This is a genomic window from Acinetobacter sp. YH12096 (genome assembly GCF_013419215.1).
Taxonomy (GTDB): Bacteria; Pseudomonadota; Gammaproteobacteria; order Pseudomonadales; family Moraxellaceae; genus Acinetobacter; species Acinetobacter amyesii.
The window spans coordinates 35,601-52,836 of the sequence record NZ_VPAM01000017.1 but is presented as its reverse complement, the minus strand read 5'-3'; the positions used below and the strand labels follow the sequence as shown (position 1 = coordinate 52,836).

Annotated in this window: 15 protein-coding genes; 4 read left to right on the top strand and 11 right to left on the bottom strand. The window is 37.9% G+C overall.

Annotated elements, in window-relative coordinates; genetic code table 11:
* Window positions 1-348: 348 nt before the first annotated feature.
* From FTU36_RS08960 to FTU36_RS08920, 9 genes are all read right to left on the bottom strand, one after another.
* Window positions 349-1,320 (bottom strand): PoNe immunity protein domain-containing protein, encoded by a 972-nt coding sequence (locus FTU36_RS08960; RefSeq protein ID WP_180117528.1) that lies wholly within the window; start codon window positions 1,318-1,320, stop codon window positions 349-351.
* A gap of 35 nt (window positions 1,321-1,355) precedes the next feature.
* On the bottom strand, window positions 1,356-2,624 hold the full coding sequence (locus tag FTU36_RS08955; protein ID WP_180117526.1) for a type VI immunity family protein: 1,269 nt from the start codon (window positions 2,622-2,624) through the stop codon (window positions 1,356-1,358).
* Between the two features lie 9 nt (window positions 2,625-2,633).
* Window positions 2,634-2,969, bottom strand: coding sequence for a hypothetical protein (locus FTU36_RS08950; RefSeq protein ID WP_218954394.1), 336 nt, complete (start codon window positions 2,967-2,969; stop codon window positions 2,634-2,636).
* Window positions 2,970-3,101: 132 nt separating this feature from the next.
* Window positions 3,102-3,638 (bottom strand): hypothetical protein, encoded by a 537-nt coding sequence (locus FTU36_RS08945; RefSeq protein ID WP_180117524.1) that lies wholly within the window; start codon window positions 3,636-3,638, stop codon window positions 3,102-3,104.
* The gene (locus FTU36_RS08940; RefSeq protein WP_180117522.1) at window positions 3,628-4,557 is read right to left on the bottom strand and encodes a hypothetical protein; all 930 of its coding nucleotides are present in this window, start codon (window positions 4,555-4,557) and stop codon (window positions 3,628-3,630) included. The genes FTU36_RS08945 and FTU36_RS08940 overlap by 11 nt, the downstream gene beginning before the upstream one ends.
* On the bottom strand, window positions 4,557-6,065 hold the full coding sequence (locus FTU36_RS08935) for a hypothetical protein (RefSeq protein ID WP_180117520.1): 1,509 nt from the start codon (window positions 6,063-6,065) through the stop codon (window positions 4,557-4,559). Before FTU36_RS08935 ends, FTU36_RS08940 begins: the two co-directional genes overlap by 1 nt.
* Window positions 6,066-6,076: 11 nt before the next feature.
* Window positions 6,077-8,890 carry a type VI secretion system Vgr family protein gene (locus FTU36_RS08930; protein WP_180117519.1) on the bottom strand — a complete coding sequence of 938 codons (2,814 nt, stop codon included), beginning with the start codon at window positions 8,888-8,890 and terminating at the stop codon, window positions 6,077-6,079.
* 690 nt (window positions 8,891-9,580) lie between these two features.
* Window positions 9,581-10,144: a TetR/AcrR family transcriptional regulator gene (locus FTU36_RS08925; RefSeq protein WP_180117517.1), complete on the bottom strand. Its 564-nt coding sequence runs from the start codon at window positions 10,142-10,144 to the stop codon at window positions 9,581-9,583.
* Window positions 10,145-10,445: 301 nt separating this feature from the next.
* The gene (locus FTU36_RS08920) at window positions 10,446-11,081 is read right to left on the bottom strand and encodes a cation transporter (protein ID WP_180117515.1); all 636 of its coding nucleotides are present in this window, start codon (window positions 11,079-11,081) and stop codon (window positions 10,446-10,448) included.
* 76 nt (window positions 11,082-11,157) lie between these two features.
* Between FTU36_RS08920 and FTU36_RS08915 the strand changes: the two genes are divergently transcribed.
* The 3 genes from FTU36_RS08915 to FTU36_RS08905 all read left to right on the top strand — a co-directional run bounded on the left by FTU36_RS08915 (window position 11,158) and on the right by FTU36_RS08905 (window position 13,313).
* Window positions 11,158-11,574: a Cd(II)/Pb(II)-responsive transcriptional regulator gene (locus FTU36_RS08915; protein WP_180089094.1), complete on the top strand. Its 417-nt coding sequence runs from the start codon at window positions 11,158-11,160 to the stop codon at window positions 11,572-11,574.
* Between the two features lie 80 nt (window positions 11,575-11,654).
* On the top strand, window positions 11,655-13,049 hold the full coding sequence (gene yegQ / locus FTU36_RS08910; protein ID WP_180117513.1) for a tRNA 5-hydroxyuridine modification protein YegQ: 1,395 nt from the start codon (window positions 11,655-11,657) through the stop codon (window positions 13,047-13,049).
* A gap of 9 nt (window positions 13,050-13,058) precedes the next feature.
* Entirely contained in the window at window positions 13,059-13,313 is a 255-nt protein-coding gene (locus FTU36_RS08905) for a YfhL family 4Fe-4S dicluster ferredoxin (RefSeq protein WP_180117511.1), read from the top strand.
* A 286-nt stretch (window positions 13,314-13,599) separates the two neighbouring features.
* Here FTU36_RS08905 and ahpF read toward each other — a convergent pair whose 3' ends face one another.
* Window positions 13,600-15,165 carry an alkyl hydroperoxide reductase subunit F gene (gene ahpF / locus FTU36_RS08900; RefSeq protein ID WP_180117509.1) on the bottom strand — a complete coding sequence of 522 codons (1,566 nt, stop codon included), beginning with the start codon at window positions 15,163-15,165 and terminating at the stop codon, window positions 13,600-13,602.
* Between the two features lie 433 nt (window positions 15,166-15,598).
* On the opposite strand from ahpF, the gene FTU36_RS08895 reads away from it, so the two are divergent.
* Window positions 15,599-16,207 carry a DsbA family protein gene (locus tag FTU36_RS08895; RefSeq protein ID WP_180102984.1) on the top strand — a complete coding sequence of 203 codons (609 nt, stop codon included), beginning with the start codon at window positions 15,599-15,601 and terminating at the stop codon, window positions 16,205-16,207.
* A gap of 85 nt (window positions 16,208-16,292) precedes the next feature.
* Here the strand turns inward: FTU36_RS08895 and FTU36_RS08890 are convergent, their stop codons facing one another.
* A complete protein-coding gene (locus FTU36_RS08890) occupies window positions 16,293-17,213 on the bottom strand; it encodes a hypothetical protein (protein ID WP_180117530.1) in 921 nt (306 codons plus the stop codon).
* Window positions 17,214-17,236 lie beyond the last annotated feature (23 nt).

Genomic DNA, 17,236 nt, shown 5'->3' with positions numbered 1-17,236 from the left:
GAGGATCAGAAAGCTTGTTTGAATCGATGTATTTCATCCGCAGATTATGCACGAATGCTAAGAAATCCGGAGTGCAAATATTAACCAAAAAGAAGATCGTTTTTTGATTTATGAAAGAGATCTAATGTAAACTAAATAATTGATAAGCTTCTTCAGCGATATAATAATTTAACCGTCTTAAATCATTTATGGATCCATTATACTCAATTTTTTTTTGAACCAATCTATGATAAGAGTTTAATAAGTACTTCGTGATTTCAATATAAGTATTTTCAGTTAGAAAAATTTGTCGAATTTGTTTTTTATAGATGTCCATATCTATTCCAAAATGCCCCGAATGGCATCTACTTATTCGGTCAGATACCAAATCGTTAAACCCCAAGGGTTATCTTTAATCTCAGGCATAACATCACCCTGTTTAAAATGACGTTTTTCCATGTTATTCGCAGGACTATACCATTCACCTGTTTTAGGGCAAATTTGGCCTGCTTCGCATCTTAGAGTTTTTGTACTAGGATTACTTATATCCTTCTCGCAAGGTACAAATTCTCGGGCAAATTTAACCAAATCTTTTGGATAAATCATATGTGTTATTTCTCTATCATCTAAATCTAACAGATAAACGTAAGCTGCCGCTTCTATAGCCCAATATCCAAAGTACAAACCTTCATCCATTTTATGGGTATCATGCCAAGCTGCACTTTCAAATGCGGGATACCATAATTTCAAATATTCCTGTATATCTTGAATACTCTCTTCTTTAGTATCTCTATATTTACTAAAAATTAATGGGCGATATGGATTATCAAAATACCATTGATCTACATCATATCTATCCATCAACTCAAATGATAAAAAGTCCTCATACAGCGTATCTAATTGTTCTGTTTGCTCATGGTAAATTTTGTCTTGCATCGCTGCAATACGTGGTAATAAGTCTCTTCTGTGTAATAGATAACACAGTCCTATCAACTGCATACATCTTTCGTACTCATCTATAGCTGTAAAATAAAATGGTGCCCAATCTTCATCCTTCTCGTCTTTGCGTAAAGCTATTGTATATTCTTCATATTTCGTAATTACATCTTCTAATTGAATTCTAAGTGTAGAAATATCAAACCCAGCAGTAAAATTTAGACTTAATAAATCATAAGAATGTAGTGATAAGTAATAATCTAATCTTCTTATATCAGATGGACTGTCTTCATATATTTTTTTACTTTCTAAAATTTCAATAGGTAATTCTTTTAAAAATATATTTACTCTATTGTAAACTTCATCTGTTAAAAATAATTGTCTTTTCTTTTTATCAAAAACCATTCTTATTCCAAAAATAATGCCCCGAAGGGCATAAATCATTCTTCACCATCAAACTGCCAGTACACATCACCCCAATCACTTTCAAAATCAGGGAATATATCACCTTGTTTAAAATATTGACGTGAGTTTTCTTTAGCAAAAGTATACCAATATCCTGCGTGAGGACATGGGCTACCGGCAATAACAATATCTATTCTTTCTGGTTCTTGAACTTCAACTTTCACTCGTTTTAATTCAGGCCAAGTGCTGTCTTCATCAAATCGTGCAATCCATTGCTTTGAACTGACCGCATCAAAACGTGGATTTGGATCATCTGACCATGCATCTAAAGTGGTCAGTTTTAAGTTATCACAACGTATCGGTTTAATTAGTTCATTTGCCATCACCAATAAATCAGGAACACCTTCTTCAACTGGATAAAGTGAAAGCTCTCCCAAACGTATCCATAAGCTGTATTTTGTTGAATCTTCTGGGTCTATAATTTTAGTAATTTCAATTCGTGGATCATCCAGTTTTTCACGAATTTGTTCTTCACTCAAGCCTAGTTTCTCTAGCCAGTAGGGAGAAAGTAAAAAGCACCATGTTGGGGTACGAATACCGCCACCTAAACCATCCCGATCTTCTGCAATAAACATATTTTCATGAGAAAACTCCATACCAGGATGATCAATATCGAGCCCGTAAAAATAATCCGTGAAAGTCCGTTCAACTGTTTCAAATTCAGGAGAAACAAATGCAAATTGACTTGTGTTTCCAATTTCATATCCACTATATGCTTGAATTGGGTTAAGCATTTCTAGACATTTTTGAACAAATGAGTACCAAATATCTTTATTGGATCTATACCATTGATCACCAAAAGTTAATTTTAGACTAGAATAGCGCTCACTAGAGTCTCTAATCTTTGCACTTAAAGCCCAACGTGGACTTTGATCTTGAGATTGTGCAGATGTTGCACCTAAATAGTAAATGAAATATTTTTTATAAATTTTTGCCATTTCAGCTGATATTTCTTCACGACTTCTAATCCATGAAATTGCCTTTTTCCAAACTTCTGTATCACATCGAAATCTTAAATGAAATGGCTTATCAATTATTTCGAATTCAAATTTCTCATAAATATCAATTGCTTTTATCAAAAATTCTTGCGCATTTGTTTTTTTTTGATCAATATAAAATGTAATATAAGGGCAAACTCCGAACTCTTTTTTTTCTTCCCCATAAATTATTGATGTATCAAGAGGAATATCTCGAACTAATTCTTCTATTTCTTGATCAGTCAAAAATAAAGTTGATGTGCTCATCTATAAATCCTAATTATTTAAGCTATTTAATTTCTTCCACGACGATTTATTAGATGAATTTCCTTGTGATTTATCATCGTTAGATTCTGATGATTTGTCTTCAGGATACCGAAATAATGATAGTTTAAAACCCTCACTAACCGTGACTCCACTTATCCTTTTTGCTTCTTTAGATTGATTATTTAATTTTCCATATTCATCAAATTGCTTTTGTTGAATTGTATCTCCTTGAAATTTAATTTCCACCAAAGCAAAAATATTCGTCCGCGAAAGTGGTTCAGCTCTGTATTCTGGAATTGCAATATCCGCACTAATTGTGCACGTGCGCGACTTGGCATAGGCCAAAATGGATTAATATCACTACCAGCGCGTTTTAAACGTGTTGCTATATCCATAGACGGATTTTGAAATTTATTCATTCTTGCATTAAAAGGAAAGTAAACTTCAGCTTTTAAAGGCCCCCGCCATGTCAGTAGTTCATTCATTCATGAAATTAACAGCCAATTGTTTTAATCGAACAATGGTAAACTCTTCAATCGAAACATAAGAAAACTCTTCAGCAATATTTTCTTGATTCCAATACGTTGAATAGGTATTTTCAATAATGAATGCCTCGGCCTTAGCCTTTGTATAAAAATCCCAACATTCTTTCACATTTTCATGAGGTAGTTCATCCATCCATTTTTTTGAAAACTCACTCATACCTTTGTCATTCGATCGAATCTCTGATGCGCAATCTAAATATGTTAAATCGCCTTCTTTTATTCTTATATAAGCAAAATCTAAAGTATCCATGGTTTTTCTTAAAAGCGGTAAAACCGTCCCTCCCCAATTGATGTCAACTTGCTCTGGCATTGGAAAATCAAGATAATTATAGGATAGATTTCTCATATAAACGACAAACAGCAATTCCAAACGATCTAAAAAAGATTGATAGTTATTTCTCATGCTATAAAAAAATTCTTTAGAACTAAAATGTTCTAATATAAATAAAAAACTCGTATTAATTTTCATTCATTTTGTTAGTTGCTTCTAGATACCAAATCGTTTCACCCCAATCACTTTCCAGTTTTGGAAATATTTCACCTTTCGCAAAATAACGTGATTGCGATTCATTTGCAGGACTCCACCAATTACCAGAATGTGAACAGCTCTCGCCTGCATAAGCTTTTAATGATGTGGTTTCAATCGTAGCTAAGCTACCACCTTCATCGGCTACACGTTCTACAAAAAACCACTCAGCTGGTTCTTCGTGGTCATATTGTGGACTATCTGGATCAAGTCCAACTAAAGCTTCTTGTGCATCATGTCCTTTAAGTAATAGCTGAGCACTAGCGTCTTCTATGAATGGCAAATAAATACCATCTTTTGGTACTGTTTCTCCTGTTTTTATATATATAGATAGATTTAAACGATAGACTGGGAGTGAATGGGGTAAATTTAAATTTCCTCTCGAATCTAGGTTATATCTATAGCTAAGACTGCCCATAGGCCAACCGCCAAATATAGTCGTACTTATATTCATTGCCACTTGACTTGCTTTGGCCTGCCATTGATCAAATAGTTCTAAATTATGCTCATCCATCCAGTCTGGCCAATAATCTACCCGTTGTGCTCTAAAATCAGTCATCACATTCCCAGCATATTGCAAAGCAGATAAATCACCCTCTAAAAGTCGCTTATAAGCGAAACTTAAGGACTGTATGGTCGACCTAAAATTAGGTAGTACATGCTCACCCCACACCACATCGGGTTGTTCAGATATATGTCTATCTCGATAATTATAGGGTAGATTAGTTATAAAGATATCTAACGCCTTTTCTGCCGCATTCAACATATGCTTAAAAGCATCAACCAATTCTTTAAAATACTCAGCTGAGCTGTAGCGTTCTAACAAATATACTTCTTGAGGACAAATCTTAAACTTAGACATTATTTTTTATCTCCATACCAATTTTGTTCCAAACGAGGTACTCCCACCATACTGGTTTTAGCATCACCCACTAAACCACTGTCATATCCCCAAGGAGTTGCTTGGCGTTTACTCATATTAGCGTGTACCAAATCATTTGGATCAAGTACAATTTGTTTTCCACCACCCTCTAAAACAAAAATATTTCCTTTGTTATCTACCTTTTCAACTTTTCCAGCACTATTTTTAAAAGTTTGACTGGCTGCTGGTCCTTCCCATACATTAATCCCTCCTTCAGGGACACGGTATTTCACTACTTCACCATTGTTATTCCATGACGCAAAGACTGCAAAGTAACGTCGCCAATCAGCTTTACTTGTCAATTTTTTATATTCAGACTCGCGCATCCAACAAATACTATTATCTGCACTACGCGGATCGAGTACTCGATATAAAATTTCACCTTCTGGAATATGTACTGCTTTTGCCTTATGAAATGTATTATAAGCACTTCTTAAAGCTCTGCTTTTCGAAGTTTCTGAAATATCAGGAAATCCTTTTGGTATTATAGGACTGTCAACTAAAGGCTTATATTTCATTTTAGCCGCTACATCGACCCATTTAGGTTTATTATTTAAAACACTTTTTAGCTCACCATCTTGGCTAACTCTTTTAAAGTTATGAATATTTTTTACATTGGATGTTGCCTTGTATGTCGCATCGCCTTCTTTTTCAATTCTTACAGCAAGTTTCTCTAAAAACTCTTGAAAAGGTTTTATAAATTGTCCTAGTTTTTGATTCGCTAAATTACGTACATCAATAACTTTTTGTAACATTGCTCGAGCTTTTTGCCCTATAGCTTTACTGCCGTATTTATCTATAAATGCTACCGTTTCCTTTAAATATCCAACCAACTTATCATAAACTTCAAGCAATGCTTTAGTCGTAAGTTTGCCTTTTACTTCTCTGATCTTCTTAGCAGTTTCCTTATATACATTTGTAATTTTAGCTTCTTTTAATGCTTTTTTTACGGCAGGTCGTGCTAAAAATTTATTAAATTCAGTGATACCACTTTCAATTGTAGGTTCAGCAGCTTTATATATATTTCCACCAGTAAATTTGACTGCTTTTGTAGCTGGTTTAAGCATAAACCTACGAATTGGCGCCAAAAGTACTTTGAAAAATCCTTTAAATAAAGATCCCAAACAAGGAAATAGCCCTATCAAAGTTAAAACTAATCCGATCCATCCCCACGGATTATTTGAGTCCTCTTTAATTTTTGATGCATTAGCACACAAATCTCTCACATCACAAATCTGATCTACGAATGGAATCATTGAAATAACAGTGCCTGTTACTATTTGAGCTGTCGATTGCTCCTCTGCAAAATCGCCTTGAAGCACAACCCAAAGCCAGTCTGCTATATCGGATAAAGTCTCTTGGCCCTTCTTAATTGCCTTATTGACTGGTGCTGCTATAGTAGCTAGTGCATTGAGGAGATCTTTTTTTGAAGGTAAAAAATCTGTCATTTTTAATTCACTTATTTTTCTAATTCGTTTAATTGATTGAGTACTAATTCATATGTTTCCCAAGGATTGTCTGAGAATTCTTTCTGCTCATACTCGACTTTAATAGCTCGCTCGGGAACATTATCATGGTGAGCTTTTCCAGATTCATCCAATTTACCCTCAATAATTTGATTTCCTTCAAAAAATATTTTGTAACCTAAATTCGAAAATGGTTCATTTTCAGCATCCAAATGTTCCAAAGCAATCCAATTTTTATTTTTTAAATTCGGTAATACTGGAATTATCAGACTAGCATTAGCCCCATTTATAAACTTATGCTGTCCCGCCTTTACTTCAAACTTCGCCGCAGTCGTTGGAAATATTCCTGTACTGGTAATTTTAAGTTGTGACCCACCAGCAGTAAGAATAATTTCCTTTGGACTTTTTATATCTACTTTATCTTCCGTGGAAATAATTTGAATACCCTTTCGTGCAATCAGGTCCGCCCCATCTCCTTGGGCTTGGATTTCAACTTTGCCTTTGCCTGCATACGCACGTAAGCCTTCTTGTGCTGCAAATAGACTGATCTTGCTTTGTGCATGGGCAATTAAGGATTTTTGACTGCTGAGATTGATGCTATCGCCTGCACTTTGGCTGATCTGTCCATCCGCTGAAAGATGAATATCTTCCTGACTACTCACAGCAATTGAGTTTGGTGCAGATAAAATCATTAAGGCTTGTTTAAAGGCATCAGCTTTTTCTTTACTGCCTTTTTCGATTTGGCCAAGGAAGTTTTTAAGGTTATCCAAGACTTCAAGTGGGTCAGTTTGTTGATTTTTCGCCACTTCACTTAAGGCTTTACTGTTGTTTAAATTGGCTTCGATTTGATCTTTTGCAGCTTGTGCGTCGAGGTGCATTGCTGCTGCTTGTTGTTGCGGTTGTGTGCTGAAAAGGAGTCCTTGTCCTGCACGCACTGCGCCCCATTGATCCGTTCTTAGTTCAAAGCCTTCGCCTCGTCCTTCACTTTCTGCAGTTTCTTTCGGATGACTGAGGTTACCGAGGTTGAGCTGAGTTGCACCATGGGTGCTTTGTAATTGTGTCGAGATTTGTCCAGTCGTGTCATCAAAGCGTAGTTGTCCAAAACCTTCACCTTGGACTTCCTTACTTTTTATTCCAGCCAATTTTTTGGTGTCTGGCAGTTTGCCTTTACCATCAAATTGGGTTGGACTGCGCTGTGCTTCATGTATGCGCCCCACCACAAATGGTCGGTCGATATTACCGTCAAAGAAATCAATGACCACGATTTCATTAATGCGCGGTAAGAAGCGTGCACCATAGCCTTCGCCTGCCCATGGAGTCAGTACATCTACCCATGCAGAGTCCGTATCATTGTCATTGCTGCCTGCACCGCCATCATGGCTGTGGTCATCTCCACGGGTAAATAAGAAGCGGACTTTGATTCGTCCCCATTCATCGACATGTATTTCTTCACCACTTGGTCCAACGACTTTGGCCCGTTGCGGGTGGGTGCTTGGACGGTGTTCGAGTGGGTTATATGCAGGAACGGTCGCAATATTGCGGCGTTGTAATGTGAGCTGATTGGCCTGACGCTCGGTCTGTTCATGGATCGGTTTAATATTCCACTGGCTTTGTTCAATCAGTTGATTGACTTGTTCAGAGAGGTCTTTAGGTAAGTTATTTTGGTTATAGAATTTCTTTTCTGTAATTAAAAATTGTTTGTCTGCACCACTGTGTTGATCGATTTCTGGGTGTTCATTCAGCTCAAACCAATAGCCGACTTGGGTATCGCGCACAGTCGATTGTGCATTGAATTTTTTCGATTGTAGCTCGTGATAGCGCGTTAGGTTTTGATTCAGTTTTTCAATTTGGCTATTGGATGAAGCAGTGGCTTGATCTTCACCTTTTAAATCTTGCATCCATGCAGGGCTGACATGCCATGCTTGTTCCAAACTTAAGCTGGCATTGTCTTGGCTTTGGCTATGCTGATGTTTACTTTGAACTGAACCTGCGCCTTCTTCTTGGCTGAGTCCATCGGCTTGCCAGCGCTGCACATGGACCGCAGTCGGTTGAATGCTACGCTCACCGATCAAGCTGGTGATGCTGTCTTGTTTTTCTGTGGCGCTAGAGCGATGAAAGCGGATGCTACGACGGCTGAGTGCTTGATATTGGCTATTGTCATCAATCAGGCGAAGTTTTTGTTTTTCAATTGGCGCTGAGGAATGTGGTGCTTTCAGCTGCGCTTCATCGATGAGCCAGTTGATACCCTCACTGCGCCAAAGACGCGTTAAAAAGTCATAATCACTTTCATTCGACTGCATGATGAAGGGCCGAACATCATAGTTCTGACTTAAACCGCTTAGATCTAGCGTTAGACTTGCTGCGAAAAGCGGACTTTTGCTTTGCCATTCTTTAAAGAGAGTTTCACTGACATCGCGAACAGATTTGTTCATAAACACACGGCTGTTGCGGCGCTTATGCCACAGCGATGTTGCATCTTCTAAAGTGAGTTTATACAGCGTGAGTGAACCATCACTCTGGCCTTGGGTGGCTTCGGTAATAATACCCGTGGTACGAAAGAGTTCGCCCTGATCAGTCACTTGATCAACGGCGACCTGTGCGCCAATAAATTGTTTTAGTGGAATAAGTGCATTAGTAGATAGGCAAATCAAAGTCGCTTGCACGCCTTGGTTTAAGACATGCTCCCCATCAATACGTTGAATAAAAAGCTCTTCATTCAACGCAGGGTTGGAAAATTGCACATGAATGGCACGTTTTTGGGCGGATAAGCCTAATTGTTCTAATACAGCAAGTATTTTGCCTAACATAATAAAAATTCTAAATTGTAATCATGGAAATAATTTTGCTGCTAGTTTAGTCAAATTCATCAATAAACTTAATGCTTAAAACCATAGAAGATGTTTCGTTATGTAAAATCCACGATTCAAAAATTCACTTAAAACTAAAAAGCTGAGAACCCACTCACAAAAATACCTCTTGCTTATAAATTATTCACCAAATGGTCTTAGGCCATGCACTTGCATCCAACAAGCAACGTCATGCACACAAGTGTAAAAATAGTTTTATCGTCTAATTAGCATCGAGCTTAATGATCAAATTTTTAATATTATTTTTAAAAATAGTGGATTAATTTAAACTTAAGCTAGATTAAAAAACACACAAACCTTTCTTTCCTGTCTTGTAATTCACCTAAGATCCCCTATAATTTAAAAAAACAGACAAGTCTGTCTATTTTGCTGCAAAAACCGAATGAATTTAGCATTCAGAGGGTAAAAATATAAATGAGAGAAAACGTATAAAACGTTCGAAAATCAAATCATTGACTTAAGCTAACAAAGTGAATGATTTGAACGCACAATTGTCAGCAAAGCGCGATTACCCCAAATAATCGCGCTTTTTATTTTCTTAGAATCTTAAGTTATGTGAAAAAAATTGATGGTTAATCAATACAAATAAGTCGTCTCTAGATTTAAAACCCAGATGCCTACAAGCAAATTTTAAGCCGCCAATTCCAAACGAATTAAGGTTTCAACTCGCTTCCAATACTCTGCTAAATGCACTTGGTTGGGGTCAATTTGGGCTTGGATGGTCATGCCATCCAAAATACTACTCAGAAATGCAGCTAGTTGTTCAGTTTGCTGAATGCCCAGATTTTGTAAGGCAGTATTTAGTTTTGATTTAAGCCACTCTTTATAGTCAATCGCAGGTTGTAATGACGAAGGATAAACTTTAGATATTTCTTCTACTGCTTTTTGAAACATACAACCATTAAAATCTGCAGTATGAAACCAAGCATCGTACCAAGCAAAAATGGTTTTAATATGCGAAAGATGGTCTTCTGGATCACATTCTGCAATAGCAGCTTCAAGTGATTCCTGTAAATTAAGATTTCGAATCACGAGACATTCTTCAATTAATTTGGCTTTAGAGGGGAAATATTTATAAAACGTCATTTTAGCAACGCCCGATTCCCCAATAATTCGATCTATACCAATCGAGTTATAGCTATAAGAATTGAAGAGTTGGAGCGCAACCTTAATGATGTCTTGCTTTTTCGACATTTAATTTACCTGATGCACCAATGGGGCCTAAACATAAAGCTTTTAAGGTAGAAAACCTAATTTTTAAACATGATTTTCGCGCGCTATTGTAAAGCATAACTTAATTGGAGTCTGTAGATAAAAGCTCAGCATCCCATTAAATACAGTCTGATTTCAGAAGATTTATCAAATTAGCAGTCAGGAAAACTTCGTATAAAACTGACTGCTAATTTTATTTCAACTAGCGACTTAACGACCACTTATCTGCGTTTATAACCTTGCTGAAATGAATGCCATTAACGGTGGATTTAAGAGTAATAATTTAAGCGCAAGGGGTGCTTAAAATATCTTTTTGCTTACGCTCTTGTAGTGCTTTTCGAATCACCTGATAACCGCCCGTTAAACCTAAAATCGCCATGATTACAGCCACGATCAAATCTGGCCATAGACTGCCTGTACCAAATACCCCAACAGCCGCCAAGATCACCGCGACGTTACCAATCGCATCATTACGGCTACATAGCCAAACGGATTGCATATTGGAGTCACCTTCACGGAAGGCATATAAGACGTATGCACAGATGACATTAGCGGCTAAAGCCAAGATACCAATCACCCCCATGGTGATCGGTTCAGGTGCGATCCCATTTGCATAGGCATAGAGCACTTTGGCAATCACAACGATCCCAAACGCTGCCATGACAAAACCTTTCACCAAGGCAACTGTTGCACGCCAATATAAACTGGCGCCTAGTACGGCTAATGAAACTCCATAATTAACAGCATCACCAAAGAAATCTAACGAGTCCGCCCAAAGCGCAGAAGAATGTGCATAAGCCCCGCCAATTAGTTCCACCAAAAACATCATGGCGTTAATGATTAAGGCGATCCAAAGCGCGATACGAAATTTACTGTTGGTTTTGCTTGGTGCTGGCTCATGACTACATGTACATGCCATAAATGTGCTCCAATTTTAAAATCAATGGATTTGTATTATTCTTATTCAAAACTATGGACTCACTCCAAGGTCAAGCATGAACGTACAAAAACATTATTTGATTAAAGAATTGTCCACCAAATCTGGGGTAAGCGTTGACAGTATTCGCTTTTATGAAAAGAAAAAACTGCTGAAACCTAGCTTCCGCGCAGACAACAATTATCGCTATTATGATGAAGAAATGTACAAACGTTTGGTTTTTATTAAGCGCTGTCGAAACCTCGATATTTCTCTCACCGAGATTCAAACCCTGCTTGAACTTGAGCAATCCCCTACGCAAAGCTGTCATGCTGTGAATGAATTAATTGACAATCACATTCGTCAAGTTTCTGAAAAAATTAAAGAATTAGAAAATTTTAAAATACAGTTAAGTAAGCTCCGTGCTAGCTGTAATGAAACCAGTCAAATTAATGATTGCCAAATTTTAAAACATTTGGAAAACGGAATATCTTGAAAACCCAACTAAAATACTTGGTTGAATCCTTTTTTTAGATCACTACAATAAAGCCATAAATTTTTTATGCCTTTATTGACATGACGATTCAACACGTAACCGAACTCCTCTCACCTGCTGGCTCTTTAAAAAATATGCGCTACGCTTTTGCTTATGGCGCAGATGCCGTGTATGCAGGTCAGCCGCGATATAGCTTACGTGTGCGCAATAATGCTTTCGACCATGACAATTTAAAAATTGGCATTGAAGAAGCTCATGCCTTAGGGAAAAAGTTTTATGTGGTGGTAAACATCCAACCGCATAACTCAAAACTGAAAAATTTCATCCGTGACCTTGAACCTGTGGTTGCCATGAATCCTGATGCACTGATCATGTCTGACCCTGGTCTAATCATGATGGTGCGTGAACATTTTCCAGAAGTGTCCATTCATTTGTCTGTCCAAGCCAATGCGGTGAACTGGGCAACGGTTAAATTTTGGAAAAATATGGGACTGACACGTGTCATTCTGTCACGTGAATTATCAATCGAAGAAATTGAAGAAATTAAACACAATGTACCTGATATGGAAATTGAAGTTTTCGTACATGGTGCATTATGTATGGCTTACTCCGGTCGTTGCTTACTTTCTGGCTATATGAATAAACGTGATGCAAACCAAGGTGCATGTACCAATGCATGCCGATGGGATTATAAAATTCACGATGCAGTTGAAGATGAAACTGGTGATGTTATTCCAGTCACACAAATTAAAGAATCATCATGCTGCAATAATAAAAATGCCGATGAGCAACACGCCCTAGAACAACACCAATTCGGCGAGCCGGTTTTATTACAACGCAATGAAGAAGACATGTTTGCTGCCGAAGAAGATGAACATGGCACTTATTTCATGAACTCGAAAGACTTGCGTGCTGTACAGCATGTTGACCGTTTAACCAAAATGGGTATTCATTCTTTAAAAATTGAAGGCCGTACCAAGTCTTATTTCTACTGTGCGCGTACCGCTCAAATTTATCGTAAAGCCATCGATGATGCCCTTGCTGGTAAACCATTTGACCCTGCTCTCATGTCTCAGCTTGAAGGTCTTGCGAACCGTGGTTATACCGAAGGTTTTCTACGCCGCCATGTACATAGTGAATATCAAAACTATGAAACCGGCTCTTCACGTTTTGATCATCAACAGTTTGTAGGTGAAGTCTTAGAACGCAATGGTGACTCTCTTAAAATCGAAGTGAAAAACCGTTTTGTTGTAGGTGATTCTTTAGAACTGATGACCACTTCAGGCAACATCACCTTCGTTTTAACTGAAATGAAAGATAAAAAAGGTAATCTAATTGACGATGCCAAAGGTTCAGGTCATATCGTGGATATTCCTGTACCTGCCGATGTGGATATGCGATACGCCTTACTGATTCGTAACTTACCCAATTCGACAGTGGATATTTCGGCTTCAACTTTAGCTTATCAGGCTTGAGTTTACTTTATGGCTTTGTTGATTACAGACAAATGCATCAATTGTGACATGTGTCTACCTGAATGTCCCAATGATGCCATTTATGAAGGCTCAAAGATTTATGAAATCGATGTCGCACGTTGTACTGAATGCGTCGGTTTCTATGTGCACCAAACTTGTGTTTCAGTTTGTCCGATTGAGTGCATTGTGCCTCATCCTGAATACATGGAGACAGATGAGCAGTTAATGGAGAAGTTTAAAGGTTTGAATTTATTTAAATCTTAAATTCGTGATGTGATTGGTATATTAATTGCATACTCCGCTTTATATTTTATAGAGAAACAACCTTGGGGAAAGTATAAAAATAAGGTTGTAAAACAAAAATAGCTGGGCAACGAATAGGATTCAAAATGTGTGGGGACATTTTTGAATCCTAATTTTGCAGACAAAAAAAGGAACTCCGGTGTTAGCATCCAAAGTTCCTGTAAAACGAGAATATTAAGAAAAATAATATTCAAATGACAACATTCAGCGCGGCCAGCGTGTTTCTCGAAACACACTGGCCTTTCTTTTATTGACCCGAACGGATGATGTAATCAAAAGCAGACAATGAAGCTTTCGCGCCTTCACCTGTTGCAATGATGATTTGTTTGTACGGTACTGTTGTACAATCACCGGCAGCAAATACACCTTTTACATTGGTTTCGTTACGCTCGTTAATTACGATCTCACCACGGTTTGAAAGTTCAACCGCTGTTTCTTTTAAGAAATCAGTATTTGGTAACAAACCGATTTGTACGAAGATACCAGCCAATTCTATCGTTTTGATTTCATCTGTTGCACGATCTTTATACTTTAGTGCAGTGACTTGTGAACCATCACCGACCACTTCTGTAGACAATGCATTCATGATCACAGTGGTATTCGGTAAGCTGTTTAACTTGTCTTGAAGCACTTGGTCAGCACGAAGCTTAGTATCAAACTCAACTAGCGTTACATGTTCCACAATACCTGCAAGGTCAATCGCTGCTTCTACACCTGAGTTACCACCACCGATCACCGCAACACGTTTACCTTTAAACAATGGACCGTCACAGTGTGGGCAGTATGCAACACCACGAGTACGGTATTCTTGTTCACCCGGAACGTTCATTTCTCTCCAGCGTGCACCTGTTGAAAGAATCACTGTTTTAGATTCAAGTTTTGCACCATTCTCTAAAGTTACTTCAACTAGACCATTGGCTGTTTGGTCAGCACCTTTGATGTCAGATACACGTTGCAAGTTCATGATGTCCACACCGTATTCACGTACATGTGCTTCCATTTCAGCAGCAAACTTAGGACCTTGAGTCTTTTGAATCGACGTGAAGTTTTCGATGTCCATGGTATCCATGACCTGACCGCCCATGCGTTCAGCCACGATACCGGTTTTAATGCCTTTACGTGCTGCATAGATTGCAGAAGTATTCCCCGCAGGGCCACCACCAATCACAAGAACATCAAAGGCGTCTTTGGCATTCATTTTCTCAGCATCTTTCGCTGCAGAGTCAGTGTCTAATTTGGCAATGATTTCTTCCAAAGTCATACGGCCTTGACCGATGTGATTACCGTCTTGGAATACCATTGGTACAGCCATGATTTTGCGTTCTTCCACTTCGTCTTGGAAGAATGCACCATCAATCATGGTTGCAGTTGTGCCTGGGTTATAGATCGCAATCAGGTTCAAGGCTTGAACCACGTCAGGACAGTTATGGCAGCTTAAAGATACAAACACATCAAAGTCAGTTTTAAGACCTAGACCTTTGATAGTGTTCAGTACTTCGTCAGAAACTTTCGGTGCATAACCTGAAGTTTGTAGCAAAGCTAGAATCAAAGATGTGAATTCGTGGCCCATCGGTAGACCTGCGAAGAATACGCGTGGAGTTTCACCTGCTTTTGCAATACCAAAACTTGGCGCACGGCTGTTGTTACCGTCAAAACGTGCAGTCACTAAATCAGATAAAGCAGCAACTTCAGTTACCAATTCTTTAATTTTGTCTGATTTGTCCGTGCCGTTTAAAGTCGCGACGATTTCAATCGGGCCTTCAAGGCGTTCAAGTAAGGTTTTTAATTGAGCAGAAGTATTTTGATCTAACATTGCTAACGTCTCCAGAGGAGTAAATTTATTTGATGAGAGAATGATAGAACAAACCATTAAATAGGTGAAACGGTTTGTTTTTATAAAATTAATCGGTTTTACAAATCAAATGATTAAATTTCTTTCTAAATCATAAATATATATACGTATAATAACATTAAATTGATTTACTTCGTACACATATATCGTGATAAATTCCTCATTTTTTTCTTTTTTATTGAAATTACACCAAGTCTATGCAAGACATACGCACGACCTGATCAATTACAAAATCTTTATAAAGCTTTAAGTTTCATTTCAGCAAGTCGGCTTTAAATCAAAGGAAATATCAGATGATTTGACTGCTTTTGAGTTCCACCAATAAAGCCGCAATCAATCCCTTGCATCAATCAGCCATCGATCTAGAAGTATAAAATCAACAGTGAGCAGAATAATGAAAATTGAATTTGTCTTTGATATTGTTTATCCCATGAGTTATGTCGCATTTCAAAAGTTAAAACAAAACTGGAATGAACATACAGCAACCCGTGTAGAGCTATTGCCGATTCAACGCGTTCCTGAAATTCCTGAACAAGGCTTAGATGTGCTGCAGTATTTAACCGATAAGTATGGTGCGAGTGCAGCAAAGCGAAAACTCGAAATGACGAAGTTCGCCGCTTATAGCGAAGATGTGATTGTCAATATTGAGTACATGAAACGTATGCCAAACAGTCAACTGGCTCATCAAGCTATATTGGCCTTGGACAATATTCTGGATCAATATGCCCTGACCCAAGCCCTATTCCATGCATTATTTGCACACGGTCAAAATATTGCTGAAATTCACGTTTTAAAAAGCATTATTGAAGGCATTGGTTTAGATGGCTCAAAAGTACTGCGCTCAATTCAACATAAAGATATTGCAGACCGCCAGCATGAAATTACACAGTATGTAAAATCAAAGGGACAGCACCCGATTCCTTTTTACCTTGTGGATGGCGAAGTGAATGATCAGACTTTTTCTACACAGGAACTTCGACAACTGTTTCATCGCGCAAGTTAATCTACCCAAGAATAAAAATCCCCATACAATGTGATGGGGATTTTTATTCTGAGCAATGCAATGATCTAAAAAGAAAATAGGCCTGTTAATGAAGTCCCTGCTCAATTCGATTAATCCGTGATTTGAAATGCTGAGATAGTAGATACAAAATTAAGCTCAAAACCAGCGTGAGTACCATCACGACGATCAACACCCAACGTACAACAACTTCTACTACATTGGCTTGCTGAACTTGTTTTTCCACGCTTTGCGCCATCGGTGTCATGGTTTTATCAAATAGCTGATTTTGCATCGCCCAGAGCTGTTCAGGCTGAAAACCGTATTCACGGAATTTTGCTGGATTTTGTTGCTCGGTATTGATTAAAGATTGCACCAAGGGAATGGCTGTCGCACGATCTACAGGCTTATGCATCAAAGCAGCTTGTGCAAGTAAATAGGCTTGCACAGGTTTTGCCAATCCTGCATCTTCCATCTCGAAAGCCAACGGGCTTTCTTGAATATTTTTTTCATAATGTACCAATTTTTGATCTGCTGCACGGTCATCATGATTAAGGTCATATTGCACATAAGTTAAGCCTGACCAAAGCATAATAAACGATAAAATCCAGCCGACAAATTTCAATACAAAAGATTGGAAGCGAATTCTAAAAAATTGAAATTTCTTTAGAAATCCAACCAAGAAAAATGCGCCAATAAATGAAACGATGAGTTTGAGAAATAACCAACCAATAAAGGATAAAAAATTTGAAAAATAGTCGGAGGACTCACCAAGTTGATATGTCAAATCACCTGCACTGACGGGAATATGCAGTTGCTGTACGCTAGAACTTAGGCCAAAAAAGCTATAAACCATATCATGCTGAATAAACAACATCACAGCTGAAACGATCAGCACAGAAACACTGGTTAAGGTCAATAACGTCAAATTGCGTTGACGCTTCTTAATGGTTTGAAGCCCTGTTTCCAGTTGCTGCGGATTTAGCGCATATTCATCAATGGGAGGCAAAGACATACTCCTTCAGATTATAT